Annotated in this window: 24 protein-coding genes; 12 read left to right on the forward strand and 12 right to left on the reverse strand. The window is 72.2% G+C overall.

Translation table 11 applies throughout. The features are described 5' to 3' along the window. Positions 1–8: 8 nt before the first annotated feature. Positions 9–1,424, reverse strand: a complete 1,416-nt coding sequence (locus tag ABD241_RS03925) for an MFS transporter (protein ID WP_344058624.1) — start codon at positions 1,422–1,424, stop codon at positions 9–11. A gap of 112 nt (positions 1,425–1,536) precedes the next feature. Between ABD241_RS03925 and ABD241_RS03930 the strand changes: the two genes are divergently transcribed. Beyond that, a complete protein-coding gene (locus tag ABD241_RS03930; RefSeq protein WP_344058626.1) occupies positions 1,537–4,476 on the forward strand; it encodes an FtsK/SpoIIIE family DNA translocase in 2,940 nt (979 codons plus the stop codon). Positions 4,477–4,564: 88 nt separating this feature from the next. Here the strand turns inward: ABD241_RS03930 and ABD241_RS03935 are convergent, their stop codons facing one another. Genes ABD241_RS03935 through ABD241_RS20655 form a run of 6 tightly spaced genes read right to left on the reverse strand, consistent with a single transcriptional unit; the run spans position 4,565 to position 12,539 of the window. Further along, entirely contained in the window at positions 4,565–5,242 is a 678-nt protein-coding gene (locus tag ABD241_RS03935; protein WP_344058628.1) for a response regulator, read from the reverse strand. Then, positions 5,239–8,040 carry a DUF4118 domain-containing protein gene (locus ABD241_RS03940; RefSeq protein ID WP_344058630.1) on the reverse strand — a complete coding sequence of 934 codons (2,802 nt, stop codon included), beginning with the start codon at positions 8,038–8,040 and terminating at the stop codon, positions 5,239–5,241. Before ABD241_RS03940 ends, ABD241_RS03935 begins: the two co-directional genes overlap by 4 nt. Before the next feature lie 17 nt (positions 8,041–8,057). After that, entirely contained in the window at positions 8,058–8,636 is a 579-nt protein-coding gene (kdpC, locus tag ABD241_RS03945; RefSeq protein ID WP_344059518.1) for a potassium-transporting ATPase subunit KdpC, read from the reverse strand. Between the two features lie 17 nt (positions 8,637–8,653). After that, positions 8,654–10,810 (reverse strand): potassium-transporting ATPase subunit KdpB, encoded by a 2,157-nt coding sequence (gene kdpB, locus ABD241_RS03950; protein ID WP_344058632.1) that lies wholly within the window; start codon positions 10,808–10,810, stop codon positions 8,654–8,656. Next, positions 10,807–12,453: a potassium-transporting ATPase subunit KdpA gene (gene kdpA, locus ABD241_RS03955; protein WP_344058634.1), complete on the reverse strand. Its 1,647-nt coding sequence runs from the start codon at positions 12,451–12,453 to the stop codon at positions 10,807–10,809. Before kdpA ends, kdpB begins: the two co-directional genes overlap by 4 nt. After that, positions 12,453–12,539, reverse strand: coding sequence for a potassium-transporting ATPase subunit F (locus ABD241_RS20655; RefSeq protein WP_142206387.1), 87 nt, complete (start codon positions 12,537–12,539; stop codon positions 12,453–12,455). The genes kdpA and ABD241_RS20655 overlap by 1 nt, the downstream gene beginning before the upstream one ends. A 115-nt stretch (positions 12,540–12,654) precedes the next feature. Between ABD241_RS20655 and ABD241_RS03960 the strand changes: the two genes are divergently transcribed. Further along, positions 12,655–13,395 (forward strand): ion channel, encoded by a 741-nt coding sequence (locus ABD241_RS03960; RefSeq protein ID WP_344058636.1) that lies wholly within the window; start codon positions 12,655–12,657, stop codon positions 13,393–13,395. Between the two features lie 76 nt (positions 13,396–13,471). On the opposite strand, the gene ABD241_RS03965 is transcribed toward ABD241_RS03960, so the two are convergent. Both ABD241_RS03965 and ABD241_RS03970 read right to left on the reverse strand, forming a co-directional pair. Then, entirely contained in the window at positions 13,472–14,497 is a 1,026-nt protein-coding gene (locus ABD241_RS03965) for a serine aminopeptidase domain-containing protein (RefSeq protein ID WP_344058638.1), read from the reverse strand. Continuing rightward, a complete protein-coding gene (locus ABD241_RS03970; protein WP_344058640.1) occupies positions 14,494–14,841 on the reverse strand; it encodes a hypothetical protein in 348 nt (115 codons plus the stop codon). Before ABD241_RS03970 ends, ABD241_RS03965 begins: the two co-directional genes overlap by 4 nt. A gap of 68 nt (positions 14,842–14,909) precedes the next feature. On the opposite strand from ABD241_RS03970, the gene ABD241_RS03975 reads away from it, so the two are divergent. Then, the gene (locus ABD241_RS03975; RefSeq protein ID WP_344058642.1) at positions 14,910–15,431 is read left to right on the forward strand and encodes a helix-turn-helix domain-containing protein; all 522 of its coding nucleotides are present in this window, start codon (positions 14,910–14,912) and stop codon (positions 15,429–15,431) included. Positions 15,432–15,510: 79 nt separating this feature from the next. Here the strand turns inward: ABD241_RS03975 and ABD241_RS03980 are convergent, their stop codons facing one another. Then, entirely contained in the window at positions 15,511–16,296 is a 786-nt protein-coding gene (locus ABD241_RS03980; RefSeq protein ID WP_344058644.1) for an LLM class flavin-dependent oxidoreductase, read from the reverse strand. A 5-nt stretch (positions 16,297–16,301) separates the two neighbouring features. After that, the gene (locus ABD241_RS03985) at positions 16,302–17,522 is read right to left on the reverse strand and encodes a dipeptidase (protein ID WP_425580671.1); all 1,221 of its coding nucleotides are present in this window, start codon (positions 17,520–17,522) and stop codon (positions 16,302–16,304) included. Between the two features lie 28 nt (positions 17,523–17,550). Between ABD241_RS03985 and rimO the strand changes: the two genes are divergently transcribed. The 6 genes from rimO to ABD241_RS04015 are packed head-to-tail and all read left to right on the forward strand — an operon-like array spanning position 17,551 to position 22,674. Then, positions 17,551–19,035, forward strand: a complete 1,485-nt coding sequence (gene rimO, locus ABD241_RS03990; protein ID WP_344058648.1) for a 30S ribosomal protein S12 methylthiotransferase RimO — start codon at positions 17,551–17,553, stop codon at positions 19,033–19,035. Continuing rightward, positions 19,032–19,733 carry a CDP-diacylglycerol--glycerol-3-phosphate 3-phosphatidyltransferase gene (pgsA, locus tag ABD241_RS03995; RefSeq protein WP_344058650.1) on the forward strand — a complete coding sequence of 234 codons (702 nt, stop codon included), beginning with the start codon at positions 19,032–19,034 and terminating at the stop codon, positions 19,731–19,733. Before rimO ends, pgsA begins: the two co-directional genes overlap by 4 nt. A gap of 1 nt (position 19,734) precedes the next feature. Next, entirely contained in the window at positions 19,735–20,340 is a 606-nt protein-coding gene (locus tag ABD241_RS04000) for a CinA family protein (RefSeq protein WP_344058652.1), read from the forward strand. Positions 20,341–20,351: 11 nt separating this feature from the next. Next, positions 20,352–20,654 (forward strand): helix-turn-helix domain-containing protein, encoded by a 303-nt coding sequence (locus ABD241_RS04005; protein ID WP_142183986.1) that lies wholly within the window; start codon positions 20,352–20,354, stop codon positions 20,652–20,654. A 17-nt stretch (positions 20,655–20,671) separates the two neighbouring features. Next, the gene (locus tag ABD241_RS04010; RefSeq protein WP_344058655.1) at positions 20,672–21,571 is read left to right on the forward strand and encodes a serine hydrolase; all 900 of its coding nucleotides are present in this window, start codon (positions 20,672–20,674) and stop codon (positions 21,569–21,571) included. Further along, positions 21,568–22,674 (forward strand): mandelate racemase/muconate lactonizing enzyme family protein, encoded by a 1,107-nt coding sequence (locus ABD241_RS04015; RefSeq protein WP_344058658.1) that lies wholly within the window; start codon positions 21,568–21,570, stop codon positions 22,672–22,674. Before ABD241_RS04010 ends, ABD241_RS04015 begins: the two co-directional genes overlap by 4 nt. Positions 22,675–22,753: 79 nt before the next feature. Here the strand turns inward: ABD241_RS04015 and ABD241_RS04020 are convergent, their stop codons facing one another. After that, positions 22,754–24,391 carry a DUF3352 domain-containing protein gene (locus ABD241_RS04020; protein ID WP_344058661.1) on the reverse strand — a complete coding sequence of 546 codons (1,638 nt, stop codon included), beginning with the start codon at positions 24,389–24,391 and terminating at the stop codon, positions 22,754–22,756. Positions 24,392–24,545: 154 nt separating this feature from the next. Between ABD241_RS04020 and ABD241_RS04025 the strand changes: the two genes are divergently transcribed. From ABD241_RS04025 to ABD241_RS04035, 3 genes are all read left to right on the forward strand, one after another. Next, positions 24,546–24,812: a DUF3046 domain-containing protein gene (locus tag ABD241_RS04025; RefSeq protein ID WP_142183978.1), complete on the forward strand. Its 267-nt coding sequence runs from the start codon at positions 24,546–24,548 to the stop codon at positions 24,810–24,812. A 209-nt stretch (positions 24,813–25,021) separates the two neighbouring features. Continuing rightward, positions 25,022–26,071: a recombinase RecA gene (recA, locus tag ABD241_RS04030; RefSeq protein WP_344058665.1), complete on the forward strand. Its 1,050-nt coding sequence runs from the start codon at positions 25,022–25,024 to the stop codon at positions 26,069–26,071. 2 nt (positions 26,072–26,073) lie between these two features. Then, positions 26,074–26,835 (forward strand): regulatory protein RecX, encoded by a 762-nt coding sequence (locus ABD241_RS04035; protein ID WP_344058668.1) that lies wholly within the window; start codon positions 26,074–26,076, stop codon positions 26,833–26,835. Positions 26,836–26,903 lie beyond the last annotated feature (68 nt).

Here is a 26,903-nt window from a genome sequence, read left to right on the forward strand (position 1 = left end):
GGCCGGGGTCAGCGGGCACGGCGCGCGCGTCGGGCGTCCCGCAGCTCGGCGAGGACGGTGACCCCGGGCTTGTCGTTCATCGACCGCCAGGCGGCGATGCCGGCTGCGCCCATCGCCAGACCGGCGAGGAGGTAGGCGGCCGTCGCCCCCGTGTAGGTCAGGGCCAGGGACGCCACGTCCACGGTGCGGGGGAGGGGAAGTGCCGACTCGATCCCGGCGGCCAGGAGCGGGGCGAGCGCGAGGACGAGCACGAGGACGACGCGGTTGAGGGACTGGACCAGGGCGAAGGTGCGGCCACGCACCTCGTCCTCGACGGTGAGCCCGAGCAGGGTGTAGCCGACGACCCACGCGACGCCGATGACGGCCCCGAGCACCGTCGCGAGCACGAGCGCGACGAGCAGCAGCGGGACGAGGGCGAGGACGAGCAGGAGCACCCCGGCGCTGGTCAGGGCCGCGCCGAAGACACGGGGGCGGGAGAGCCCGGCGAGCAGCCGCGGGCCACCGACGATGCCGGCCGCCATGCCGGTGAAGACGGCGACGAACAGCATCCCGTAGCCCGGGGCGCCGGCGCCCATGTCGGCGACGAAGCTCGTCGCCAGGCCGACCACGAGGCCGCCCGCCGCGAAGGCCCCCAGCATGCCGCCGACGAGGCCGCGCACGAACGGGCGCTCCTTCACCACGAGCAGGCCGTCGGTGATGATCCGCACGACCGACTGGCCGGCGAGGGTCTCCCGCTCCCCACGGGCCGGGAAGGTGAGCCGCCAGACGAGCACTGCGCTGAGCAGGAACGTCGCGCCGTTGACGTACATCGCGAGGAAGATCCCCTCGGCGTCGAGACCCGGCAGGAGGGAGTGCAGGGGAGCGGCGAGCAGCGACAGGCCCGAGAAGGCGAGCGCGGCGACGGGCGCCGTGCCGTAGCTGCCCACGAGACCCAGCTGGTTCGCCAGCTCGAGCCGCTCCGGCGGCACGAGGTTGGGCACGGTCGCGTCCTTGGCGGGGTTCCAGAAGAGCGAGACGCACTCGACGAGCACGACGGAGACGTACATCCACCACAGCGTCCCGACGACCGGGATGGAGACGAAGAGCGCGCAGCGCAGCAGGTCGCCCGTCACCATCGTGAGGCGTCGGTCCAGCCGGTCGGCCACGACGCCGGCGAGGGGGCCGAGGACGACGGCGGGCGCGATGCGCAGGATGAAGACCCCCGACACGGCGAGGTACTGTGCGACCCCACCGGACGCCAGCTCGGCGGCGAAGGCCGTGGTCGCGAGCAGGGCCAGCCAGTCGCCGAAGCTCGAGACCGTGCCTGCGGCGAAGAGGGCGCGGAAGGGCCTGATGCCGAGCAGCGCACGCAGGGCGGGGCCGCCGGACGGCGTGAGGGCCCGGCCCTCGTCGTGTCCGTCGGTCGGTGGCGGCCCCGCGCTCACGCCTCCAGCGTAGGAGCGGCCACCACGTGCTCCCGGCGTTCGGTCGCAGCCGGACGCGGGTGGTGCGCGTGTGACACGTGAGTTCAGCGGTGCGTTGACGTACGGTGCCAGCATGGCGTCACGTCCCTCCACCAGCCAGCGATCGACCACCGCCGCGGCCACCCGTGCCAAGGGGTCGTCCGGCGGTGCCTCGTCGCGCCCCCCGGCCGCTCGTTCCACCCGGCCGGCCCAGCGCAAGCCGGCAGCCCGCAAGCCGGCCGCCAAGGGAGCGTCCAAGGCACGCGGCGGGGGCCTGCCCTTCCCGCTCGGCGCCGTGCGCAACACGTGGATGGGCGTCTCGCACCTGGCCGGCGGCGCGGTGCGCCGCGTCGGCCACAGCGCCGCCGATCTCGAGCCCGAGCACCGCCGTGACGGGATCGGCTTCGCCCTCATCGCCCTCGCCGTGATCGTCGCCGCCCGCGAGTGGTGGGGCGTCGCCGGCACGTTCGGCGACGTGGTGCACGCCGTCTTCGCCGGCACCTTCGGGCGCGTCGCCTACGCCGTCCCACTCGTGCTCCTCGCGCTCGGCCTGCGCATGCTGCGCGCCCCTCAGGACGAGGCGGCCACCAACCGCATCGTGGTCGGCACGATCGCGCTCACCTTCTCCGCCTGCGGCCTGTCCCACCTCGCCGACGGCATCCCCAACCCGCCCGACGGTGCCGACGGCATGCGGGCCGCCGGCGGCATCCTCGGCTTCCTCGCCTCCAGCCCACTGGTCGCAGCCGTCTCGCCGGTCGGGGCGCTGGTGCTGCTCATCCTGCTCGGGATCTTCGGGCTGCTCGTCGTCACGGCCACGCCGGTCGCCATGATCCCCGTCCGGCTGCGCCAGCTGCGCGCCCTCGTCATCCACGACGGTCACGCCGACGACCACGACCACCTGGAGCCCGACGACGCTCCCGCCGCCGCGGTCAAGCGGGCCCGCCGCAAGCCGGTCGACCTTGCCGACCGCGACGGCGACGAGGCCTTCCGCCAAGCCGCGCAGAAGGCGCTCGAGGACGACCAGTCGGCCGGTCCCCGCCCGGGCGAGAAGCGCCCGACCCCTCCCGGCCTCGTCGTCCCGCGTCCGGGCGGCAAGGGCGAGAAGGTCATCGACGCCACCGACCCGAAGACCCTCGGCGCGCCCGACACGAGCAAGGTCGGCCCCAAGGCCGAGCTCATCCCGCCGCCCATGTCCGAGCTGCCCGCTCGCGTGGAGCAGCTCAGCCTCGGCGGCGACATCACCTACCGCCTGCCCGACCAGGCCATGCTCACGCCCGGCGCGCCCCACAAGACGCGCAGCGAGACCAACGACCGCGTCGTCGAGTCGCTGACCAACGTCTTCGACCAGTTCGACATCGACGCGGCCGTCACCGGCTTCACGCGTGGGCCGACGGTCACCCGCTACGAGGTCGAGCTCGGTTCGGGCACCAAGGTCGAGCGCGTCACCGCCCTGTCGAAGAACATCGCGTATGCGGTGGCCTCGGCCGACGTGCGCATCCTCAGCCCCATCCCGGGCAAGTCCGCCATCGGCATCGAGATCCCCAACACCGACCGCGAGAACGTCGCGCTCGGCGACGTGCTGCGCAGCCACACCGCCCGCAGCAACGAGCACCCGATGGTCATGGGTGTGGGCAAGGACGTCGAGGGCGCCTACGTCATCGCCAACCTCGCGAAGATGCCGCACCTGCTCGTCGCCGGCGCGACCGGCTCCGGAAAGTCGAGCTTCGTCAACTCGATGATCACCTCGATCCTCATGCGCGCCACGCCCGAGGAGGTGCGCCTCATCCTCGTGGACCCGAAGCGCGTGGAGCTCACGGCATACGAAGGCATCCCGCACCTCATCACGCCGATCATCACCAACCCGAAGAAGGCCGCGGAGGCGCTCGCCTGGGTCGTCAAGGAGATGGACCAGCGCTACGACGACCTCGCGGCGTTCGGGTTCAAGCACGTCGACGACTTCAACAAGGCGGTGCGCGCCGGCAAGGTCAAGCCGCTGCCCGGCTCCGAGCGGCAGCTGACGACGTACCCGTACCTCCTCGTCGTCGTCGACGAGCTCGCCGACCTCATGATGGTCGCCCCGCGCGACGTCGAGGAGTCGGTCGTGCGCATCACCCAGCTCGCCCGCGCCGCCGGCATCCACCTCGTCCTTGCCACGCAGCGCCCGTCGGTCGACGTCGTCACCGGTCTCATCAAGGCGAACGTGCCCTCGCGCATGGCGTTCGCGACCTCCTCGCTCGCCGACAGCCGCGTCGTCCTCGACCAGCCCGGCGCCGAGAAGCTCATCGGCCAGGGCGACGCGCTCTTCCTGCCGATGGGCGCGAGCAAGCCGATGCGTGTGCAGGGCGCGTGGGTCAACGAGTCGGAGATCCACGAGGTCGTCAAGTTCGTCACGACCCAGCTCAAGCCCAACTACGTCGAGAACGTCACGGTCGCGGCGCCCAAGAAGCAGATCGACGACGACATCGGCGACGACCTCGACGTGCTGCTGCAGGCCACCGAGCTGGTCGTCACGACGCAGTTCGGCTCGACGTCGATGCTCCAGCGCAAGCTGCGCGTCGGGTTCGCCAAGGCCGGGCGCCTCATGGACCTGCTCGAGTCGCGCGGCGTCGTCGGCCCGAGCGAGGGCTCCAAGGCCCGGGACGTCCTCGTGCGCCCCGACGACCTCGAGCAGACGCTCGCGCTGCTGCGCGGCGAGGACGTGCCGCACCCCAACGAGCCGGCCGACGACCTGCCCGAGGTGGCCGAGGTGGCCGAGCCCGTCCAGCCGTATGCCGCCCCGCCCGTCGACATCGAGCCCCCGGAGGTCTCGGCCGGGTACGCCGACGGACCGGGGGAGCCCGAGCAGGAGGCGGCGCCGCAGCGCACCGCCGCGATCGTCGCCGAGCGCGGCGAGCACCGGTTCGACGACGAGACGACCGTGATGCCCACGGCCCGGTGGACGCCGGGAGACATGACGCCGACGGTCGACGAGGACGACGAGGAGTCCGAGGATGCCTGGAACCTCACCGACCGCGGCGGTCGCGAGCGCTACTGACGGCGGCCCAGCGGGCCGAGCAGCCGGAACGAGGCGCAGAACCCACCGCCAGGAGCGGTTCCTGCATCTCGCTCCGGCTGGTCGGCCCTCAGAGGACGAAGCGGTAGCCGAGCCCGGGCTCGGTGATCAGGTGCATGGGGCGACTGGGGTCGCTCTCGAGCTTGCGCCGCAGCTGGTTGGCGTAGACCCGCAGGTAGTTGGACTCGCGGCCGTACGACGGCCCCCACACCTGGCGCAGCAGGTCCTGCTGCGAGACCAGGTGCCCGGGGTTGCGGCACAGGGTCTCGAGCAGCCGCCACTCCGTGGGCGTCAGGCGCACGACCTCACCCTCCACGGTGGCGCGCCGGTCGGCGAAGTCCAGGGTGAACCGGTCGGTCGAGACCGTGCCGATGGCTCGGGTGCCCTCGCTCGAGCGGCGCACCGCGGCCCGGACGCGGGCCAGCAGCTCCTCGACACCGAACGGCTTGGTGACGTAGTCGTCAGCGCCGAGGTCGAGCGCCTCGATCTTGTCGTCCGAGTCGTGCCGCGCTGACAGGACGATGACCGGCACGATCGACGCCCGGCGAACCTGCTGGAGCACCTCGACGCCGTCGATGTCGGGTAGGCCCAGGTCGAGGATGACCACGTCGGGGTCGTCCTCGAGCGCGGCCTGCACCGCGCCGCGGCCGTCGGCCGAGGTGAGCACCTCGTGCCCGTGCCCGCGCAGCGCGATCGAGAGGGTGCGCAGCAGGCGCGGGTCGTCGTCGACGACGAGCACGCGGCTCATGGGGTGTCTCGACCGGCGGCGTCGACGCAGGCGCCGTCCGAGGGCCCCTGCGGGCGCAGCGCCGGTATGCCGTGCTCCACCGTGCCGGTCGGCCTCGTCTCGCCGGCGTCCTGGACGAGGGTGACGTGCTCGACGGGCGCGGCGGGCAGCTCGACGACCATCGTGAGACCGCCGCCTGGGGTGTCCTCGGGCACGAGCGTGCCGTGCATGACGGTCATCAGGCCTCGGGAGACCGCCAGGCCGAGCCCCAGCCCCTCGCCCCGCGGTGAGTCGCCGACGCGCTGGAAGGCCTCGAAGATCCGCTCCTTGTCCTCGTCGGCGACGCCGGGTCCGCGGTCGGCGACGCGCAGCTGGACGGTGTCGTGGATGCGTCCGGCCGTGACACGCACCATGGCGCCTCCGCGGTGGCGCAGCGCGTTCTCGACCACGTTGGCGAGGACCCGGTCGAGCAGGCCGGGATCGGCCCAAACAGGTGGCACGTCGGGGTCGAGTGCGAGCTCGACCTGGGACGGGTCCGAGGTGGTGCGCAGGGCGGTGACCACGGCGTCGACCAGGTCGACTGTCTGCGTGTGCGGACGCACCGCTCCGGTCTGGATGCGGGAGAGGTCGAGGATGTTGCCGATCAGCGAGTCGAGCTGGTCGCTCGACTGCTCGATCGACTCGAGCAGCTCGGCCCGGTCGTCAGGCAGCAGCTCGAAGGTCGTCTGTCGCAGCGTCGACACCGCGGCCTTGATGCTCGCCAGCGGGGTGCGCAGGTCGTGCGAGACGGCGGCGAGCAACGTGGTGCGAGCGGCGTTGTCGCGCGCGAGCCCCACCGCGCGACGGGCCTGTTCGACGAGCTGTTCGCGGCCGTGGAGGATCGCCGCGTGCGCGGCGTACGCGTTGACCACCCGTTGGTCCTCGGCTGCCACGGGGCGACCTTCGAGGAGGAGGTGGACGTCGTCGTCGAGGGCGACGTCGACCGCCCACGACTGCCCGGCCGGGAGCCGGGTGCCCGGGAGGAGCAGGGGGTCCGTCGAGAAGAGGACCTCCCCGGCGACCCCGTTCGGGACGGTGTCGGCGGGGTCGAGGCGGGCGAGCGAGGCCGACCGCATGCCGAGAGCCACACGAGCCCGTTCGAGGACGGCGGGCAACGGTCGCGGCTCGGCGAGCAGATCCCGGCTGAGGGCAGCCAGGGCTGCTGACTCCCGCTCCGCGTCGAGTGCCTGCTCGGTGCGCCGTGCCGCCAGGTTGACCACCGACGACACCGCCACCGCAACGAGGACGAAGACGGCGAGGGCGACCGCGTTCGGAGGGTCGCTGATGGTCAGGGTTCCGACTGGCGCGGTGAAGAACCAGTTGACCACCAGTGATCCCACGACGGCGCAGAAGAGGGCCGGCCAGATGCCACCGATGAGAGCGCACGCCACCGTGAGTGCGAGGTAGAGCAGCAGGTCGAGGGACAGCGCGAGGCCCTGTCGGGTCTCGACGAGCACGACCGTGAGCAGAACGAGCCCGACGAGAGCGAGGCCGAAGCCGCCGACGACCCGGCGTCGCGGCAAGGCCCAGGTGCGCCCGGGCCGCCGGGAGCCATGGCTGATCTTCGAGCCCTCGTGGGTCACGAGGTGCACGTCGATCTCACCGGATGCGTCGGCCACCTCGGACGCGATGCTCGGCCGCAGCGCGTGCTGCCAGCGGCTGCGGCGGCTGACGCCTACGACGATCTGAGTCGCGTTGACGCCCCGCGCGTAGTCGAGGATCGCCGCCGGCACGTCCTGACCGGAGACCTCGTGGAACTCCGCGCCCACGTCCCGGGCGATGCGCCGCAGCCGCGCCAGCGCACCCGGGTCGGTCGTGGAGAGCCCCTCGGACGACCGGACGTGGCAGGCGATGAGGTCACCGCCCGCGGCCCGGGTGGCGATGCGGGCCCCGCGGCGCAGCAGGGTCTCGCTCTCGGGGCCGCCCGTGACCGCGACGACCACCCGCTCGCGAGCCGGCCAGGCGACGGCGATCCCCTCGTCCGCGCGGTAGCGCTCCAGGGCCTCGTCGACGCGGTCGGCGAGCCACAGCAGTGCGATCTCGCGCAGCGCCGAGAGGTTGCCGATCCGGAAGTAGTTCGCGAGGGCGGCGTCGACCTTCTCGGGCGCGTAGACGTTGCCGTGGGCGAGCCTGCGCCGCAAGGCTTGTGGGGTCATGTCGACCAGCTCCACCTGCTCGGCCCGGCGCACCACCTCGTCGGGGACGGTCTCGCGCTGCCGCACCCCGGTGATGGACTCGACGGCGTCGTTGAGCGACTCCAGGTGCTGGATGTTGACCGTCGACAGCACGTCGATGCCCGCCTCCAGGATGGTCTCGACGTCCTGCCAGCGCTTCTCGTGCACCGCCGACCCTGCCTCGGTGGCGGCCGCAGGTCCGGCGCCCGCTCCGGTGGGCTCGTCCGGCACGACGTTGGTGTGGGCCAGCTCGTCGACGAGGACGACCTGTGGTTGCCGCCGCAGCACGGCCTCGACGTCGAGCTCGGTCAGGACGTTGCCGCGGTAGCGCACCCGGCGGCGGGGAAGCATCTCCAGGCCCTCGAGCAGTGCGGCGGTGTGGGCCCGGCCGTGCGTCTCCACGAGGCCGACGACGACGTCGGTGCCGCGCTCGCGACGGCGATGCGCCTCGTCGAGCATGGCGACCGTCTTCCCGACGCCGGGGGCGGCGCCGAGGTAGATCCGCAGGGAGCCCCGTGGGCGGCCGCGCCCGTGGAGCGGGATCGCTGCGGCCTCGGACCGGCCGGGGACCGCCCCGGTCAACGGCTGCGCCGCGCCTGCTGACATGTCTCGATCCTCGCAGGTCAGCCGGCCGCGGGAGCCATGGGAGCGGCGAGCGCGTCGAGGGCCAGGTTGAGCTGGAGCACGTTGACGCGCGGCTGGCCGAGGAAGCCGAGCTGGCGCCCGTACGTGTGGTCGAGGACGAGGGCCCGCACGCGGGCGGGGTCCAGCCCGCGAGCCTTCGCGACCCGCGCGACCTGGCTCGACGCGTACGCCGGCGAGACGTCCGGGTCGAGGCCGCTGGCGGACGCGGTGAGCGCGTCGGCGGGCGCCGTGGCCGGGTCGAGCCGCGAGGTCTGGGCACGTCTGGTGACCTCTGCGGCGAGGGCGCTGCCGGAGAGGTTGGAGCCGCCGCTCGTGTCGCCGGCGTAGCCGCTGGCCGAGGGGCGACCGTGGAACCACTCGTCCCCGTTCCATTGCTGCCCGATCAGGCTCGACCCGATGACCGCGCCATCCACGCGGACGAGGGACCCGGCGGCCTGGTCACGGGCGACAGCCTGCCCGAGACCCCAGACGAGCGCCGGGTAGAGCAGCCCGAGTGCGACGGTGAGGACGAGCATGGCCCGCAGGCCGGCCCAGGACTGCTTGACGAAGGAGTGCATGGTGCCGTTCACGGGGATCACATCATTCCGGGTAGGTGGCTGACGATGAGGTCGAGCAGCTTGATCCCGAGGAACGGGGCCACGATGCCGCCCAACCCGTAGACCCAGATGTTGCGTCGCAGCAGGGCCGTGCTGCCGATGGCCCGATAGCGGACTCCCCTCAGTGACAGGGGGATCAGCGCGATGATGATGAGCGCGTTGAAGATGACCGCGGAGACGATCGCCGACTTCGGCGACGCCAGGCCCATGATGTCCAGGGCGTGCAACCCGGGAAAGATCATCACGAACATCGCCGGGATGATCGCGAAGTACTTCGCGATGTCGTTGGCGATCGAGAACGTCGTCAGCGCGCCACGGGTGATGAGCAGCTGCTTGCCGATCGAGACGATGTCGATGAGCTTGGTCGGGTCGGAGTCGAGGTCGACCATGTTGGCCGCCTCCTTGGCCGCGGACGTGCCCGTGTTCATGGCCACGCCGACGTCGCTCTGGGCAAGGGCAGGTGCGTCGTTGGTGCCGTCGCCGGTCATCGCGATGAGCCGGCCGCCGTGCTGCTCCTGCTTGATCAGGGCCATCTTGTCCTCGGGCGTGGCCTCGGCGAGGTAGTCGTCGACGCCGGCCTCTGCCGCGATGGACCTGGCCGTCAGCGGGTTGTCGCCGGTGATCATGACGGTCTTGATGCCCATGGCTCGCAGCTGCGCGAAGCGCTCCTTCATGCCGGGCTTGACGACGTCCTTGAGGTGGATGACGCCGAGGACCCGCGGCGCCCTCCCCGGCTCGTGGACGGCGACGACAAGGGGCGTGCCCCCTGAGGACGCGATGCCGTCGACCACGGTGGACACGCCGTTCGGCACCTCGCCGCCGTCGCCACGCACCCAGCTCGCGACCGAGTCCGCGGCACCCTTGCGGTATGCCGTCCCGTCCGGGAGGTCGGCACCAGACATACGTGTGGCGGCACTGAACTCCACGAACGTGGCGCCGTCCCGGGGCAGGCGGTCGAAGGCTCCGCGGGTCCCCGGCTCCAGGGCCGTGCCGGCCAGCGCGACGATCGAGCGACCCTCGGGCGTCTCGTCGGCGAGCGAGGAGATGTAGGCGGCCTGCGTGATGTCGGCGCTCGCGTGTCCGGGCACGGCCAGCAGCTCGGTCGCCCGCCGGTTCCCGTAGGTGATGGTGCCGGTCTTGTCGAGGAGCAGCGTCGAGACGTCCCCGGCGGCTTCGACCGCGCGGCCGGACATGGCCAGGACGTTGTGCTGCACCAGCCGGTCCATGCCGGCGATGCCGATGGCCGACAGCAGCGCGCCGATGGTCGTGGGGATGAGGCACACGAGCAGCGCGACGAGCACGACCGGTGACTGGGCCTGCCCGGAGTAGATGGCCATCGGCTGCATCGCCGTGACGGCCAGCAGGAAGATGATGGTCAGGACCGTGAGCAGGATCGTCAGGGCGATCTCGTTGGGGGTCTTCTGCCGCGAGGCCCCCTCGACGAGGGCGATCATCCGGTCGATGAAGGTCTCACCCGGCCGGGTCGTGATGCGCACCACGATGCCGTCGGACAGCACGGTCGTGCCGCCGGTCACGGCACTGCGGTCGCCACCGGACTCGCGGATCACGGGAGCGGACTCACCGGTGATGGCCGACTCGTCGACCGTGGCCATGCCCTCGACGACGTCGCCGTCACCGGGGATGACCTCGTTGGGGCGCACGACCACGACGTCGCCGATGGCGAGGTCGGAGGCCGCGACGGTCTCGACGGAGCCGTCGGGCATCCGGCGCCGCGCCGTGGTCGTCCTGCGGGTGGCCCTGAGCGTGGCGGCCTGCGCCTTGCCGCGGCCCTCCGCGACGGCCTCGGCCATGTTGGCGAAGAGCACCGTCGCCCAGAGCCAGACGGTCACGGCCCACGCGAACCACGACGGGTCGGCGACCGCCTGCACCGTGGTGACCAGCGAGCCGACCCAGACGACGAACATGACCGGGCTGTGCCAGACGTGCCGCGGGTCGAGCTTCACGAGGGCCTGCGGGAAGGTCGTGACGAGCTGCCGCCCGAGCTGAGCGTACGAGGTGCTCGCGCGCCCGGGGCGGATGAGCTCGCCGGTTGCGCCGTCGTGGTGCGGGACCGGGGTGGTGCTGCCGGGCTTCGGGGCAGTGGCGAGGGTCTTGGTCGTGGACGACCGGGTCATGAGAGTGCCTCCGCGAGGGGACCCAGGGCCAGGGCGGGGAAGAAGGTGAGACCGCCGACGATGACGGCGACCCCGACGAACAGGCCGATGAAGGTGGGGGTGTGGGTGGGCAGGGTGCCGGCGGTGACGGGCCTGCGGCGTTGCGCCACCAGGGAACCGGCCAGTGCCAGGACGAGGACGATCGGCACGAACCGGCCGAGGAGCATGCACAGGGCCAGCGTGAGGTTGGTGTACGGGGTGTCGGCGGAGAAGCCTGCGAAGGCGCTGCCGTTGTTGTTGGCAGCCGAGGTGTAGGCATACATCACCTCGGTGAGGCCGTGGGGTCCGGTGGCGAGCATCTGCGACGACACGAGCGGCGCCACGATGCCGATGCCGGTGAAGACGAGGACGAGGAACGGCATGACCAGGACAGCCAGGGCAGTCAGGGTGATCTCGCGGCGCCCGATCTGCTTGCCGAGCAGCTCCGGCGTGCGCCCGACCATGAGCCCGGCGAGGAAGACGGCGAGCACGGCGACGAGCAGGGCGCTGTAGAGGCCCGTCCCCACGCCACCCGGTGACAGCTCACCGAGCATCATGTTGAAGAGCGCGCCACCGCCGCCCAGCGCCGAGAAGCTCTCGTGCATCGAGTCGACCGCGCCGGTCGACGTCGAGGTCGTGCTCGTGGCGAAGAGCGCCGAGGACCACACCCCGAAGCGCAGCTCCTTGCCCTCCATGGCCCCGAGCGGCCCGCCAGCGGCGTGGACCTCGGCCCACGTGACCACGACGAGCATCAGGGTCCACAGGGTCGCCATGAAGCCGAGCACCGTCCAGCCCTGACGCCGGTCACCGACCATGACGCCGTAGGTGCGTGGCAGCGAGAACGGGATGACGAGCAGCAGGAAGATCTGGACGAGGTTCGTCAGGGGCGTCGGGTTCTCGAACGGGTGCGCGGAGTTCGCGTTGAAGTAGCCGCCGCCGTTGGTCCCGAGCTCCTTGATCGCCTCCTGCGAGGCGACGAGGCCGCCCTGAAGGACCTGGTGACCGCCGGAGAGTGTCGTGACGGTCGTCGGCCCGGCGAGGTTCTGGATGGCGCCGCCGAGCAGCAGGACGGCGGCACCCACGACGGCGAGGGGGAGGATGACGCGGAAGAGGCCGCGTGTCAGGTCGACCCAGAAGTTGCCGAGGGTCGAGCCGGTCGAGCGGGCGAGTCCGCGCACCAGTGCCACGGACACGGCAAGGCCGACGGCGGGCGAGGCGAAGTTCTGGACGGTGAGACCGACCGTCTGGACGAACGGTGACGTGCCGGACTCTCCGGCATACGACTGCCAGTTGGTGTTCGTGACGAACGAGACGGCCGTGTTGAGCGCGGTGTCGGCGTTCATGGCGGCGCGGCGGGCGAACGGCAGTACGCCCTGCAGGACGATCATGAGGAACAGCAGCACGACCCCGACGGCGGAGAACGCGAGGACGGCGACGGCATACGTCGACCACCCCTGCTCGGAGGTGGGGTCGACGCGGACGAGACGGTAGACGAGACGCTCTGCACGCCAGTGCTTCTCGTCGGTGAAGACCCTCGCCATCCAGTTGCCGAGTGGGACGTGGACGATCGCGAGGGCCGCGACGAGGACGGCAATGGTGAGCAGCCCGCTGACGGTGTCGCTCATCAGAAGCGGTCCGCGTGCAGGAGGACGTGGACGAGGTAGGCGAGCAGGCTGAGCGCCACGAGTCCCAGGAGGATGTCGGTGACCATGGGACCTTCCTATGTCCGGCGGCCTGGTCTCCCCGGACACTTGACGCCCGGCTGACGGGCCTTGACGGGTTCTTGACGACCGTTGCGCCCCACCCCTGCCGATAGGCTCCGAGACGTGAGTGCGTCGCTGGAGCTCTGGCCGTCATCGCCCCGCGGGTCGGCGCCGTCGCGGCTGGACCGCCTGCGCCGCAAGATCTCCGAGCTGCCGTGCGCCCTGCTGCTCTTCGTCCAGCTCATAGCCCTGGTCGCCTACCCGTTCATCGAGACGCGCGCCGGCGACGTGCGCGAGACCGGCCGGGCGATCTTCGGCATCATCGGGCTGCTCGTGCTCTTCCTCGCCGTCCGGGCGGTGCGGGCGACGCCGGCCCTCACGTGGGTCGCGGTGCTGCTCGGCGGACCCGTGGTGCTGCTCACGATCGCCGAGGCGATCTGGCCGACCGACGACGTGGTCGCCTTCTGGAGCGCCCTGCTGCACGCGCTCTTCTACTTCTACACGGGCTACGCCCTGATCCGTTACATGTTCGCCGACAACTGGGTCACCCGCGACGAGCTGTACGCGACCGGTGCGACGTTCACGGTGGTCGCCTGGGGCTTCGCCTACCTCTACGCCGCTGTCCAGCTCGTCTGGGGCAACTCCTTCACCATCTACGGCGAGACCAACCCGGGCACGCGCACCTGGTTCGAGCTGCTCTACCTCTCGATCACGACGATGACCTCGACCGGGCTGTCCGACATCATCGCCGTCGAGGCGCACGCCCGGGCGTTCGTGCTGCTCCAGCAGATTGCAGGGATGCTCTACGTCGCGCTCGTCGTGGCCCGCCTCGTCGGACTCACGATCGCCCGCTTCCGTCAGTAGGGCGGCCGCGCCACGCCAGGGGTCGTATGCCGGGTGCATCGGCGCGATGACGAGCCGCTGCGGCCGGGTGGTCCCTCTACCGCGGTCGGCCGGTCGGCGCTGTCCACGGGGACCCGACGGCGGCCTGGCCGGCCAGCCACGACGTGACCCGCTCGAGGACCGCCGGCTCGACCGGGCGGCGTACCTCCGTCTTGTAGGCGCGCAGCGACGCCGGACCCGACTGGGTGCGCAGCAGGTGGGAGACGTCCGGGGCGCACCAGGTCTCGACCGGTCCCGGGACGAGGGCCGCGATGGCGTCCAGGTCCGCGGGGTCGACCTGCAGGTCCTTGCTGCCGGTGACGGCCAGCACGGGCACGGTGAGGGCGCGGAGGTCGTGTCGCGGGTCGTGGTCGAGGAACTCGCGGAACCACCTGGCGTTGATCGCGGCGCCTCCGATGCGGGCGACGTCGGTCGTGGTGGAGCGGAGGCGGTCGTGGTTGCGTGACACCTTCGCGACCACGTCGACGCGCAGCAGCTTCAGCAGTGCGCGGACGGGGGCCGGCAGCGTGGGCAGCACGGCGGAGGTCTGCCAGCGCAGCACGGCGTCACCGGGCACCGCGGCCATCGCCAGCAGCACGACCCCGGCGGGGCGCGGCCCGGCGCCCTCTGCGACCAGCCGGGCGCCGACGTGGGCCACGAGCGTGGCCCCCTCGGAGTGTCCGACGAGGAAGAGGTGCGACAGGTCGACCTCGGGGCGTGCGGCCAGCGCGGCATAGGCGGCCGACGCGTCGTCGGCGTTGTCGAAGAGGCCGACCCGCTTCCAGGCGTCCTTCCCCTCGGTGGTGCCGTCACGCAGCAGGCGGCTGCCGCCCACGCCGCGCTTGTCGTAGCGCAGCGACGCGATGCCGGCCTCGGCCAGGGCGTGGGCGAGCTGGCGGGTGGAGTCGATGGCGAGCTTGGGTGCGTTGGAGTCCCGGTCGACGGGGCCGGACCCGCTGACCAGCACGGCAGCGGGGAACGGTCCGGGGCCCGGGGGGACCAGGAGCGTTGCGGCCAGGTCGCGGTCGGGACCGGGGAAGCGCAGCTCCACCGAGCGCGCCGCGCCGCCGGCCCGCACGCTCATCGGGCGGTCCGGATGCGCGTGGCCAGCGCCTCGGCGTCGTCGTCGCCGAGGAGGACGGAGGCGAACTCGTGACCGGTGAGGGTGAGCCGGACGCCGCCCTGGCCGCGAGTCGCGACGACGAACTCCGAGCCGTTGCCGGTCCGCCACGTGCCGACCTTGCGCACGCCCGGCAGGGAGAGGCCCGGCGCACGCAGCCCGTGAGTGGCCGCAAGGGCGTCCGGCACGACGTCGACGGCGGTGACTGCGGCGAGAGGGATGGTCACGTCGCCGTGGAGCCCGGCGACCTTCTCCGCGGGGGTGAGCTCGACGGTGAGCTCGGAGGGGTTCAGGTGTACAGCGCTCATGGTTCACAGTATTCTCATGAGTGAGACCAATGTCAATCATGAGAATGGATAGCCGTGAGGAACCGCCCATGACCTCGGCAGAGCTGTTGCTGCATCCGGTGCGCCTCCGCATCGTGCAGGCCTTCCTCGGCGACCGGACGCTCACCACCGGGGAGGTGCGCGAGCTGTTGCCGGACGTCTCCACCGCGACGCTCTACCGTCAGGTGGCCACCTTGGCGGAAGCGGGCCTGCTCGAGGTCGTCGAGGAGCGGCGCGTGCGAGGCGCCACCGAGCGGACCTACCGGCTCCGCACCGAATCGGCGCACGTCGGCCCCGAGGAGGCCCGCCGCCTGACGCCGGAGGAGCACCGCCAGGCGTTCACCACCTTCGTCGCCGGCGTTCTGGACGACTTCGACCGCTACACCGCGCGGCCGGGGTTCGACCTCGGCGACGACGTCGTCGGCTACCGGAAGGCCGCCCTCTACCTGACCGACGACGAGGTGCTCGCCCTGGTCGACGACCTCAGGGAGGTGGTGTCGCGGCGGATGTCGCTGCCCCCCGCGGGCCGCACCCGGCGCCTGCTGACCACGGTCCTGCTCCCCGACGAGTGACGGAGAGGCCGGCGTCGGCCGGGACCGCTACGGAAGGGTGCTCCCGGCTCTGCCGGGGCGGGGAGAACCCCCACGTCGTTCAGGGGCCTGCCTCGACGATGCGCCGGACCTCGGCGAGGTCGAGGTCGAACGGGCCGATCCTGGTCAGCACCCAGGAGGCGCCGCGGTCGAGCCACGGTGCCGGGTCCTGCGAGGGCAGCAGGTCGAGCACCACGTCGAAGCCCGGATTCGGCCGGTGCCCAGCGAGCGCTGCGGTCACCGCCTCGAGGTCCTCGGGCCGGTCGAGGTCGATGACGAAGAAGCCGTCGTACCGCGCGGCGCGGCGCAGGGGTGCCCGGTTCCCGAACCGGCCCGCGAGCCAGATCGGCACCTCGGGCGCCGGAAGGAACCGCACGTCCCGGGCTGTGTAGTGGGCGCCGGCGTGCGACACCGTCTCACCCGAGAGCAGGGCGGCGAGGACGTCCAGCCCCTCGTCGAGCATCCGGGCCCGGACACGGGGATCCGGCTCGTCGCCGTACGCACTGAACTCGCCGACCCAGTCGTCGCCCAGTCCGAGGCCCAGCACGAACCGGCCGCCCGACAGCACCGCCAGGCTCGCCGCCTGCCGGGCGAGCAGCTGCGGCCGGCGGCGTGCGAGCGGCGTCACCATCGGCCCGACGAGCAGCCGCTCGGTCCGCATCGCGACCGCCGCGCAGCAGGTCCAGACGTCGGCGATCTCGGCGACCCGGTCGCCGTACTGCAGGTGGTCCCAGAGGAAGAAGCCGTCCCAGCCGGCAGCCTCCGCAGCGGCGGCGAGGTCGCCGATGACTCTCGGGTCGGCCAGGGCGTCGAAGGGGGCGACGAAGAGGCCGCGGCGGGTGGTCACGGCGCTCAGCGACCGCCGTCGAGCTCGGCGAAGGTCCGAAGGCTCGGGGCGCGGGTCTGCTGCAGGTCACGCGCCACCGCCTCCACGTCGCGCATGACGCGCAGGGTGTTGCCGCGTACGAGCCCGGCGACCTCGGCCTCCGACCAGGAGCGCTCGAGCAGCGCGGCGACGAGCCGCGGGTAGCCGCTGACGTCCTCCAGGCCGACGGGGAAGGTGTCGGTGCCGTCGTAGTCCCCGCCGATGCCGACGTGGTCGATGCCGGCAACCTCCCGCACGTGCTCGAGGTGCGCCACGACCTGCTCGATGGTGGCGTCGGGCTTCGGGTGCTCCTGCTGCCAGGTTGCGGTGAACCGTCCGAAGGCCTCCCAGTCCCGCGCCTCGACCCCGACCTGCGCGGCCGCGGCGGCGGCCTCGACGCGCCACGCGGCGGTGGCGGGGGAGACGAACTCGGGCACGAAGGTCACCATGCACACGCCGCCGTTGTCCGGGAGCGCCGCCAGCACGTCGTCGGGGACGTTGCGAGGCGTGTCGCACAGGGCCAGCGCCGAGGAGTGGCTGAAGATGACGGGCGCGTCGGTCGTCTCGAGGGCGGCTCGCATCGTCGTCGCCGCCACGTGGCTGAGGTCGACCATCATGCCGAGACGGTTCATCTCGCGGACCACCTCGCGGCCGAACTCGCTCAGGCCACCCACGACCGGGGCGTCGGTCGCCGAGTCGGCCCACGGAGTGTTGTCGTTGTGCGTCAGCGTCAGGTAGCGCACGCCGAGGACGTGCAGCATGCGCAGCGCCCCGAGGGAGCAGCCGATGGAGTGGCCGCCTTCGGCGCCGAGCAGCGAGGCCACGCGCCCCGAGCTCGTGGCCGCCTCCACCTCGTCGGCGGTGCGTGCGAGGGCCAGCCGGTCGGCATACGCCCCGACCATGCGGTGGACGGCGTCGACCTGCTCGAGCGTGGCTGTCACCGCCGAGTCGCCCTGCAGGGTGCTGGGCACGAAGACCGACCAGAACTGGCCGCCGACGCCGCCGTCGGCAAGCCTCGGGAGGTCGGTCTGGGTCGTCGTGAGCCGCTCGGCGATGTCGAGCGCGTCGAAGTCGTAGCCGGTGAGCTCGCGTGCGGCCCAGGGAAGGTCGTTGTGGCCGTCGACGAGCGGATGACTGCTGAGCAGCTCGCGTGCCCTCGTGAGCGCGTCGTCGTGGCCGAGGGGGGCGGTTGCCGGCATGTCGGCCATTGAACACCCCGCCATCTAGAGTGGTCGCATGACCCCTCCACACCCGAGCGCCGACAAGAGCGTCGCACTCGTCACCCTCGGGTGCACGCGCAACGAGGTCGACTCCGAGGAGCTGGCGGGCCGCCTGCTGGCCGAGGGCTGGCGTCTCGTCGACGACGCCGCCGAGGCCGACGTCGCGGTGGTCAACACCTGTGGCTTCGTCGAGCAGGCCAAGAAGGACTCGATCGACGCGCTCCTCGAGGCCTCCGACCTCAAGGGGGAGGGCGGCCGCACGCAGAAGGTCGTCGCGGTCGGGTGCCTCGCCGAGCGCTACGGCAAGGAGCTGGCCGACCAGCTGCCCGAGGCCGACGCGGTCCTCGGCTTCGACTCCTACCGCGACATGAGCGCCCACCTGCAGACCATCCTGGCCGGCGGCAACGTCGAGAGCCACACGCCCGGAGACCGGCGCACCCTGCTCCCGCTCACCCCGGTCGAGCGCCAGCAGGGCGCCGCATCCGTGGCGCTCCCCGGCCACGGCGACACGCAACCCGACCGGCCCGACCTCGCGGACGCCGACGTCCCGATCCCGGCCTCCGGTCCCCGGGTCATCCGCGCCCGCCTCGACGGCCGCCCCTGGGCGCCGCTGAAGATCGCGTCGGGATGCGACCGCCGCTGCTCGTTCTGCGCCATCCCGATGTTCCGTGGCGCCTTCGTGTCGCGCCGCCCGGCCGACATCGTCGCCGAGGGACGCTGGCTCGCCGAGCAGGGCGTCAAGGAGCTCTTCCTCGTCTCCGAGAACTCCACGAGCTACGGCAAGGACCTCGGCGACCTCGCCCTCCTCGAGAAACTGCTCCCCGAGCTGACGGCCATCGAGGGCATCGAGCGGGTCCGCGTCTCCTACCTGCAGCCGGCCGAGATCCGACCCGGCCTGCTGCGCGCCATGGCCGACACGCCGGGCGTCGTGCCCTACTACGACATCTCCTTCCAGCACGCCTCCGAGCCGCTGCTGCGCTCGATGCGCCGCTTCGGCTCACGTGATGCCTTCCTCGACCTGCTCGCGCGCGTCCGCGCCGATGCGCCCGAGGCCGGCATCCGGTGCAACGTCATCGTCGGCTTCCCGGGCGAGACCGAGGCCGACCTCGGCGAGCTCGAGGCCTTCCTCACCGAGGCGCGCCTCGACGTCGTCGGGGTCTTCGGCTACTCCGACGAGGACGGGACCGAGGCCGAGTCGTATGCCGGCCACCTGGCTCCCGAGGTCGTCGCCGAGCGCCTCGACCGCTTCACCCGGCTCGTCGAGGAGCTCAACGCGCAGCGCGCCGAGGAGCGCATCGGCGAGCACGTCGTGGTCCTCGTGGAGGAGATCGACGACGAGGACGGGTCCGTCGTCGGGCGCGCGGCCTTCCAGGGCCCCGACGTCGACGGGGTGACCATCGTGCACGTGCCCGAGGGCGCACCGGTTCCCGCAGTGGGCGACCTCGTGCCGGCCGTCGTCGTCGGCACCGAGGGGATCGACCTGCTCGCGGAGCCGCGATGACGCCGCAGACCTTCCACCGGGGGGAGGGGCCGGCGCCGCGGCCCACGGACTGGAACCTGCCGAACGCCCTGACGGTCCTGCGCTTCCTGCTCGTCCCGGTGTATGCCGTGCTGCTCTTCCAGGACGGCGGCACCCAGCCGTGGTGGCGCTTCTGGGCGTGGGTCGTCTTCGCCGTCGCCGCCGTGACGGACGGCGTCGACGGCAAGCTCGCCCGCCGGCGCGGGGAGATCACCAACTTCGGCAAGGTCGCCGACCCGATCGCCGACAAGGCGCTGACCGGCACCGCCTTCATCGGCCTCTCGGTGCTCGGTGTCGTCTGGTGGTGGGTGACGGTGGTCATCCTCGTCCGCGAGATCGGCATCACGGTGCTGCGCTTCGTCGTGATCCGCCACGGGGTCATGCCGGCGGGCCGCGGCGGCAAGCTGAAGACGATGTTGCAGACGCTCTCGCTGGGCGCGCTGACCTTCCCGCTGTGGGTGCTGCCACTGGGTGGCGCCTGGCTCTTCGTCGCCTACGTCGTCCTGGGCGCCGCCCTCGTCCTGACGGTCGTCACGGGAGTCGACTACGTCTTCAAGGCGGCGCGCCTTCGCGAGACGAGCGAGCGCACGCGGGCTCGCCGAGCCGCCGCGCAGCACGACGACGTCCCCGGCACCACGGGTGAGCCTACCCAGCCCGGACGACCGGCCAACCACGACTGACATGTCCGGCTCGAGCCCCGCGCCCGACGACGAGGCACGCACGCCCGGTGCCCGGCTCGTCTCGGCGCTCACCGGGTCGGGACAGACCGTGGCGTGCGCCGAGTCGCTCACGGCGGGCCTCGTGGCCGCCACCATCGCCGACACCCCCGGAGCCTCGGTGGTGCTCCTCGGCGGCGTCGTGGCCTATGCGGCCGAGGTGAAGACGCTGCTCCTCGACGTCCCCGACGAGCTCATCGCCCGGGTCGGCACGGTCGACCCCGCCGTGGCCGTCGCGATGGCCGAGGGCGTACGCCGTCGGCTCGGGGCCACGTGGGGCCTGTCGACGACCGGGGTGGCCGGCCCGGGGCCGAGCGAGGGCAAGCCCGCGGGCACCGTGCACGTCGCGGTGGCCGGTCCTCGGGGAACAGTGACGCGCCCGCTGCAGTTGAAGGGAACCAGGGCGCAGATCCGCTCTGCGACGGTCGAGGCGGTGCTCCGGCTCGCGGTGGGCCGGGTCGGCGCCACGACCCAAACCCCTGCGCCGCCGTCGCAGGCTCGGGGTACGGTAGGGCTGTCGGGTCACCCCGGCGGTGGCTCCGCTTCCGACCGCACGACGCCCGCGACCTGAAGGAGGACGGCATGACGACACTGTTGCGACGCGAGCTCGGTGACGTCCTGCGCGAGCGCCGGCGCGCCCAGGGCCGGACCCTCCGCGAGGTGTCGGCCACGGCCTCGGTGTCCCTCGGCTACCTCAGCGAGGTCGAGCGTGGCGAGAAGGAGGCCTCCTCCGAGCTGCTGGCCTCGATCTGCGGGGCCCTGCGGCTGCCGTTGTCCGAGGTCCTCGTCGACGTCTCCAACCGGATGGCCGAGAGCGAGGGGCTCGCCCCGACGGTGGCACTCCCGGTGCCGTCGAGCGACGTGGTGTCCGCCTCCGCGGCCTGATCTTCTAGCCTTCTGGGGTGCCGACCCCACCCCCTGCGCTGCAGACCGAGCTCGACGCACGGCTCGACCACGCCATCGCGCGGCGAACCGCCGCAGCCCCGGACGGCGACCACGTCGATCCGGTCGTCTCCGTGTGGCTGGGCGACCTCGACGGTCGCCCCCGCTACGAGCGGGCCGCCCTGGCCCCGCACTATGCCGCCTCGACGATGAAGCTCCCCCTCGTCATCGCCGCCTTCCGGCGAGCGGTGCGCGGCGAGCTGGACCTGGCGTCGCCCGTGCGGGTGACGGGCACCTTCGCCTCGGTCCTGGACGGCTCGTCCTTCGCGCTCGACGAGGCCGACGACCAGGACCCGCAGACCTGGGCCGCGCTCGGGGGCACCCGCACCGTCGCCGAGCTGGCTGAAGCTGCCATCACGCAGTCGAGCAACATCGCCACCAACCTGCTCATCGACGTCGTCGGCCTCGCCGAGGTGGCCGAGGTGCTGCGCGTCGTGGGGTGCTCACCGGCCACGGTCGTCACCCGGGGCATCGAGGACGGGGTCGCCCGTCGGGCCGGCCTCACCAACACCGTGACGGCCTCGGACCTGGGCCTGGTCATGGCCGCCGTCGGTCGGCGTGAGCCGCGGCTCGGCGGCGAGGCGGTGCTCGGGCCCGTCGAGGAGCTGCTGAGCCGACAGGTGCACCTCGACCAGGTCCCCGCCGGCTTGCCGGCCGGGACCCCCACGGCGAGCAAGTCCGGGTGGATCCCCGGGGTCTCGCACGACGTCGCCCTCGTCCGCCCGCACGGTGAGGACCCGTTCGTCCTCGCCGTCTGCACCACCGTCGACCTCGACGAGGCGCCGGCCGCCGCCCTGGTCGCCGAGGTCGCCCGCGAGGTGTGGAGAGCCGAGCACCCGGCAGAAGAGGGACAGCCATGACGACGATCGAGCGGGTCACGACGACGCCCTCGTCGGTCCGGCTGCACACGCCCTTCGTGACGTCGCTCCGTCGCACCGAGACCACCGACACGGTGGTCGTCACCGTCACCGACAGCGACGGGCGCACGGGATGGGGTGAGGCCCCGCAGGTGTGGCAGGTCACGGGGGAGTCCCTGGCGAGTGCCACCGCGTGCATCGAGCTGATGCTCGCGCCGGCCGTGCAGGGCCGCCGCCTCGACGAGCGGGACGACCTCGCGGCCGCTTCCGCGGCCGTCCAGCGCGCCGTGGCCCGCAACTTCGGCGCCAAGGCCGCGGTCGACGCGGCACTGCACGACCTGCTCGCACAGGCGGAGGGCACGTCCGTGGCGTCGGTGCTGACGACCCGGGCGGACGGCATACGTGACGTGCTGACGACCGACGTGACGCTCTCGGCGGGCGCTGCCGACGCCCTCGCCGACACCGCTCGGCGTCGCGTCGCCGAGGGCTTCACCACCCTGAAGATGAAGGTCGGCACCGATGCGAGCACCGACGTGCAGCGCGTGGCCGCCGTCCGCGACGCCGTGGGTCCGGACGTGGCGATCCGCCTCGACGCCAACCAGGGGTGGACCCGCGAGGAGGCCGTGCAGGTGATCCGGGCGCTCGAGGTCGCGGACCTCGGCGTCGAGTTCGTCGAGCAGCCCGTGGTCGCCGAGGACGTCGAGGGTCTCGCGTGGGTGCGCGAGCGCGTCGGCCTGCCGGTCATGGCCGACGAGTCCTGCTACGGGCCCTACGACCTCGAGCGCATCATCCGGCTCGGAGCCGCCGACCTCGTCAACGTCAAGCTCGCCAAGTGCGGATCGCTGACGGTCGGTCGCGACATGCTGCGCCGCGCCCACGACGAGGGCCTGCGCACGATCGTGGGCTCGATGATGGAGAGCCACATCGGCGTGGGAGCAGCGGCCGCGCTCGTCGCCGCCGAGCCCACGACCGAGGTGAGTGACCTCGACGCCGCGTGGTGGTCGGTAGCCTCACCCGTGGTCGGGGGAGTCTCCTACTGCCGCAACGAGATTTACGTCCCGGCGACGGGCGGTTTCGGCATCTCCCGCCTCACGGCCGACGCCTGAGCCGCTCCACCGAGACGACGAAGGGCCCCGCGCGTAGCGGGGCCCTTCGTCGTGCTGTCGTGCTGTCGTGCTGTCGTGCTCAGTCGCCGACGAGCCGGAGGGTGAAGGTGCCCTGGCCGTCGCCGGTTGAGGAGGCGTTGACGCCGACGGCCCGCAGCGACTCGAGGAACGACTTGGCCTCCCCGTGCACGTCGCCCTTGACGACCTCGTCGACCTTGTCGAGGTCGACGAACATCGACAGGTTGGCGTTGCTGACGTCGCCCACGGCGAGCTTGAAGGCGTCGGAGTCGCCGAGCTTGCCGCCGGCCTGGAGGTCGTCGGCGTAGCCGGGCTTGGTGGCGAGGAAGAGCTTGTCGCCGGCGACCCTGTGCGTCAGGGCATCGCTGGGGGCGCCGAGACGCTCCAGCAGACGGCCGACGAGCGCGTCAGCCGCCTTGGCGTCGTCGGAGACCACCTTCGCGCCGATGGTGGGCGTGTCGGGGCCGAAGGTCTGGCCGGGCAGGGCGAGCGTGAACGAGCGGCCGAGGAGGACCGCGAGGTCGTCGGGCAGCTTGACCCCCAGCTGCTGCTCGATCTCGCCGACGACGTCCGACGAGCCCGTTCCCAGGCCCCCGAAGCCCTGGAGCTGCTTCTCGAGGGTCGGCCACGCGTTCTTGACCATCTGGTCGCCGCCCGCGACGCTGAGCGCCGCCATCGTGTTCGCCGGGAGGGAGGCCAGCTCGCTGCCGGAGCCCTTGACGGCCTTCGCCCCGTCGAGACCACGCGAGACGGCAGCGAGCTCGACGTAGTCGGCCTCGAAGCGCAGGGCCATCGCGGTGCGGCCCTTGGCGCTCGCGGCTCCCGGCATCGAGCCCAGGCCGCCCATGCTGCTGCTCATGCCGCTCATCCCGGTCATCCCGGTGAGTGCGCCCAGGCCCGCGGCTCCACCGAGCTTCTCGAGCTCCTTGGCGCCGGTACCCATGTCGAACCAGCCGGACATGACACCCTGCTCGCCGAGGGCGGCCATGTCCTGGGTGAAGGTCGGGTTGGCCGCGAGCGAGCCCTTGTCGACCGCTGCCATCGTCGAGTCGCCGACGCCGGGGGGCGTCACGATCGCGTAGCCGTCCTTCATCCGCACCTCCGAGTCGGAGCTGCCCTTGTCGCAGGCGAAGAGGCGGGTCAGGGTGTCCTTGGCGGCGGAATCGTCCTTGACCTGGATGGCCACGGCGAGGTTGGGGGCCTTCTCGGTGCCGCCGGGTCGGACGGCGACGCCCACGCGGTCACCGAGCCAGGGGGCGATGTCCTTGTCGTAGTCGAACTTGGCGACGCAGTCGTTGCTCGCATCCTTCGAGGCGAGCTCCCACAGCTTCTTTCGCGGGTCGCCGCTGTCGAGGGTGTCCTTGACTTGGGGCAGCTTGCCCAGGAAGCGCACGGCCGCGATCTTCTGCCCGGCTGAAGGGTCGATGTCGAGGCGGAGGTACGCGTACGCGTCGCCCGGCAGCACCTCGGCCGGCTGGGAGCCGCCCCCGCCGAACTTCTGGAAGGCCAGCGCGCCCGCGCCGCCCAGGGCTAGGGCGGCCACGACCGCCCCCACGAGCAGGACGGGACGCCGGCGGCCGGCGGGCCTGTTCGGCTGTGGGTCGTCCGAGAGGGAGACCTCGCCCGGCACGGTCGGGGTCACCCCTGGAGGCAGCGGATAGGTGTAGGGCTGGCTCGCCCCGGAACTGGACTCGGACATGCTGGTGCTCCCCCTGAAGAGTCGGTGCTCCCGCTCCGGCGCGGGACGAATGGACCATACCGGCCGCGGCGGCACTGCGTGTGCGGTTGCGGTGAACCTGCGACGACACGGTGGAGCGTCACGGTTCCCCCCCGCCCGGTGGCAGACTGCTGGGGTGCGGATCAGCCACTTCTGGACCTTGATGGACGACGAGTTCGGCGCGGCGTATGCCGGGTCCCTCGCTCGCGACCACGTGCTCGGCGCGCTGGGCAACCGCACCGTGGTGCAGGCGCTGGCGGACGGCGAGCCGCCGCGCGCGGTGTGGGAGGCGATCTGCGTCGACATGGACGTGCCGCCCGAGCGGCGCCTCGGCCGGGACACCCGCGTCGCTCGCGGCGCGCAGGGCGGCCAGGCGGGACAGGCCGGGCGGTCGAGCCGCTGACGGCGTGTCGGCGCACACTTCGAACACGTGTTCGGTACTGTTGTCCACAGGTCCTGCGCCACCACCCGCATCGTCCACAGGCCGTCTCGTGGTCCACCCGATGTCGGCGCCGGCACCTAACGTCTGACCCGACAGCGAATCTCCATTCCGAGCCGTCGCCCGGGTCGAAGGTAGACGACCGCAGCGCAGACGGCAGTTAGGTGACCGACATGGCATCGGTGCAGGAAAAGGACAAGGACAAGGCCCTCGCCTCGGTGATGGGCCAGATCGAGAAGAGCTACGGCAAGGGCGCGGTGATGCGTCTCGGCGACGACGTCCGGCCGCCCATCGAGGTCATCCCGACCGGCTCGATCGCGCTCGACGTCGCGCTCGGCATCGGGGGCCTGCCGCGCGGTCGCATCATCGAGGTCTACGGCCCGGAGTCCTCGGGCAAGACGACGGTCGCGCTCCACGCGGTCGCCAACGCGCAGCGGGCCGGCGGCATCGCCGCCTTCATCGACGCCGAGCACGCGCTCGACCCCGACTACGCCAAGAAGCTCGGCGTCGACACCGACGCCCTGCTCGTGTCGCAGCCCGACACCGGTGAGCAGGCGCTCGAGATCGCCGACATGCTCATCCGCTCGGGAGCCATCGACATCATCGTCATCGACTCGGTCGCGGCCCTGGTGCCCCGGGCCGAGATCGAGGGCGAGATGGGAGACAGCCACGTCGGCCTCCAGGCGCGCCTGATGAGCCAGGCTCTCCGCAAGCTGACCGGTGCCCTCAACAACACCGGCACCACGGCCATCTTCATCAACCAGCTCCGCGAGAAGATCGGCGTGATGTTCGGTTCGCCCGAGACCACGACCGGTGGCAAGGCGCTGAAGTTCTACGCGTCCGTGCGCCTCGACGTCCGCCGCATCGAGACCCTCAAGGACGGCACCGAGCCGGTCGGCAACCGCACCCGTGTCAAGGTCGTCAAGAACAAGGTGTCCCCGCCCTTCAAGCAGGCCGAGTTCGACATCCTCTACGGCCACGGCATCTCGCGCGAGGGTGGCCTGATCGACATGGGCGTCGAGCACGGCTTCGTCCGCAAGGCCGGCGCCTGGTACACCTACGAGGGCGACCAGCTCGGCCAGGGCAAGGAGAACGCCCGCAACTTCCTCAAGGACAACCCCGACCTCGCCGACGAGATCGAGAAGAAGGTCAAGGAGAAGCTCGGGGTCGGGCCGCGCGTCGACCAGCCCGCCCAGGCCGCGGACGTGCCCGTCGACTTCTGATCATGGGGTTCTCCGAGCAGGAGACCACGCAGGACCGTCTGGCCCGCGCTGCGGCCGCCCTCGCTGAAGCCGAGGTCGTGGCCCGGGCGCGGGCCAGCGGTGTGCCGCGGCCCGAGGCCGACGACCGCCCACCCCCGCGCGACTCGCGCAGGAAGGTCGGCGGCAAGGGCTGGGGCGCCGTCGACCCGGGGGAGCGGCCGGACTGGGCCGTGCCGGAGGGCCCGGAAGAGCTCTCGGGTCCGGTGCCCCCGCCGGACGACATCGCGGCCGAGGCGCCTGACGCCGACGCCGATGCGGTTGCTCGCGCCATCGTCCTGCGCCAGCTCAGCATGGCGCCACGCAGCCGCTCGCAGCTCGAGAGGAAGCTGCGGCAGCGCGGGTGCGACGACGATGTCGCGGCGCGGGTCCTCGACCGGTTCACCGAGGTGGGACTCGTCGACGACGAGGCGTACGCCCAGATGCTGGTGCGTTCCAAGCAGTCCGGCAAGGGCCTTGCTCGCAAGGCGCTCGCCCACGAGCTGCGCAAGCAGGGCATCGACCAGGAGATCGCCGACGAGGCGCTCGGTCAGGTGGGCGCCGGCGACGAGCGCGCGCGTGCGGAGCTGCTCGTCCAGAAGAAGCTGCGGACGATGCGTGGGCTCGATCCCGCCGTCCAGTCCCGCCGTCTCGCCGGGATGCTCGCCCGCAAGGGCTACTCCGGCGAAATCGCGTGGCCCGTCATCCGCGACGCGATCGACGGCCTGCCCGAGCACCGGCGCGACTGAGCGACGCGGCGCCGTCGGCCCCCCGACGCAGCACAAGGGGGCGAGGACCGTGTGGTCCTCACCCCCTG

It is taken from the genome of Terrabacter lapilli (assembly GCF_039531305.1).
Lineage (GTDB): Bacteria > Actinomycetota > Actinomycetes > Actinomycetales > Dermatophilaceae > Terrabacter > Terrabacter lapilli.

What these genes read in the sequence shown, in the direction of transcription:
- ABD241_RS03935 (WP_344058628.1), bottom strand. Translation starts at nt 5,242, where the DNA reads ATGAGCCGCGTGCTCGTCGTCGACGACGACCCGCGCCTGCTGCGCACC.
- ABD241_RS03965 (WP_344058638.1), bottom strand. Translation starts at nt 14,497, where the DNA reads ATGAGCGTGCGGGCCGGCGGCGCGGCGCGCTCGGTGGAGCTGCGCTTC.
- ABD241_RS03930 (WP_344058626.1), top strand. Translation starts at nt 1,537, where the DNA reads ATGGCGTCACGTCCCTCCACCAGCCAGCGATCGACCACCGCCGCGGCC.
- ABD241_RS20655 (WP_142206387.1), bottom strand. Translation starts at nt 12,539, where the DNA reads ATGGTCACCGACATCCTCCTGGGACTCGTGGCGCTCAGCCTGCTCGCC.
- ABD241_RS03975 (WP_344058642.1), top strand. Translation starts at nt 14,910, where the DNA reads ATGACCTCGGCAGAGCTGTTGCTGCATCCGGTGCGCCTCCGCATCGTG.
- ABD241_RS04005 (WP_142183986.1), top strand. Translation starts at nt 20,352, where the DNA reads ATGACGACACTGTTGCGACGCGAGCTCGGTGACGTCCTGCGCGAGCGC.
- kdpA (WP_344058634.1), bottom strand. Translation starts at nt 12,453, where the DNA reads ATGAGCGACACCGTCAGCGGGCTGCTCACCATTGCCGTCCTCGTCGCG.
- ABD241_RS03970 (WP_344058640.1), bottom strand. Translation starts at nt 14,841, where the DNA reads ATGAGCGCTGTACACCTGAACCCCTCCGAGCTCACCGTCGAGCTCACC.
- pgsA (WP_344058650.1), top strand. Translation starts at nt 19,032, where the DNA reads ATGACGCCGCAGACCTTCCACCGGGGGGAGGGGCCGGCGCCGCGGCCC.
- rimO (WP_344058648.1), top strand. Translation starts at nt 17,551, where the DNA reads ATGACCCCTCCACACCCGAGCGCCGACAAGAGCGTCGCACTCGTCACC.
- ABD241_RS03985 (WP_425580671.1), bottom strand. Translation starts at nt 17,522, where the DNA reads ATGGCCGACATGCCGGCAACCGCCCCCCTCGGCCACGACGACGCGCTC.
- ABD241_RS04015 (WP_344058658.1), top strand. Translation starts at nt 21,568, where the DNA reads ATGACGACGATCGAGCGGGTCACGACGACGCCCTCGTCGGTCCGGCTG.
- kdpC (WP_344059518.1), bottom strand. Translation starts at nt 8,636, where the DNA reads ATGCACTCCTTCGTCAAGCAGTCCTGGGCCGGCCTGCGGGCCATGCTC.
- kdpB (WP_344058632.1), bottom strand. Translation starts at nt 10,810, where the DNA reads ATGACCCGGTCGTCCACGACCAAGACCCTCGCCACTGCCCCGAAGCCC.
- ABD241_RS04035 (WP_344058668.1), top strand. Translation starts at nt 26,074, where the DNA reads ATGGGGTTCTCCGAGCAGGAGACCACGCAGGACCGTCTGGCCCGCGCT.
- ABD241_RS04020 (WP_344058661.1), bottom strand. Translation starts at nt 24,391, where the DNA reads ATGTCCGAGTCCAGTTCCGGGGCGAGCCAGCCCTACACCTATCCGCTG.
- ABD241_RS04000 (WP_344058652.1), top strand. Translation starts at nt 19,735, where the DNA reads ATGTCCGGCTCGAGCCCCGCGCCCGACGACGAGGCACGCACGCCCGGT.
- ABD241_RS03940 (WP_344058630.1), bottom strand. Translation starts at nt 8,040, where the DNA reads ATGTCAGCAGGCGCGGCGCAGCCGTTGACCGGGGCGGTCCCCGGCCGG.
- recA (WP_344058665.1), top strand. Translation starts at nt 25,022, where the DNA reads ATGGCATCGGTGCAGGAAAAGGACAAGGACAAGGCCCTCGCCTCGGTG.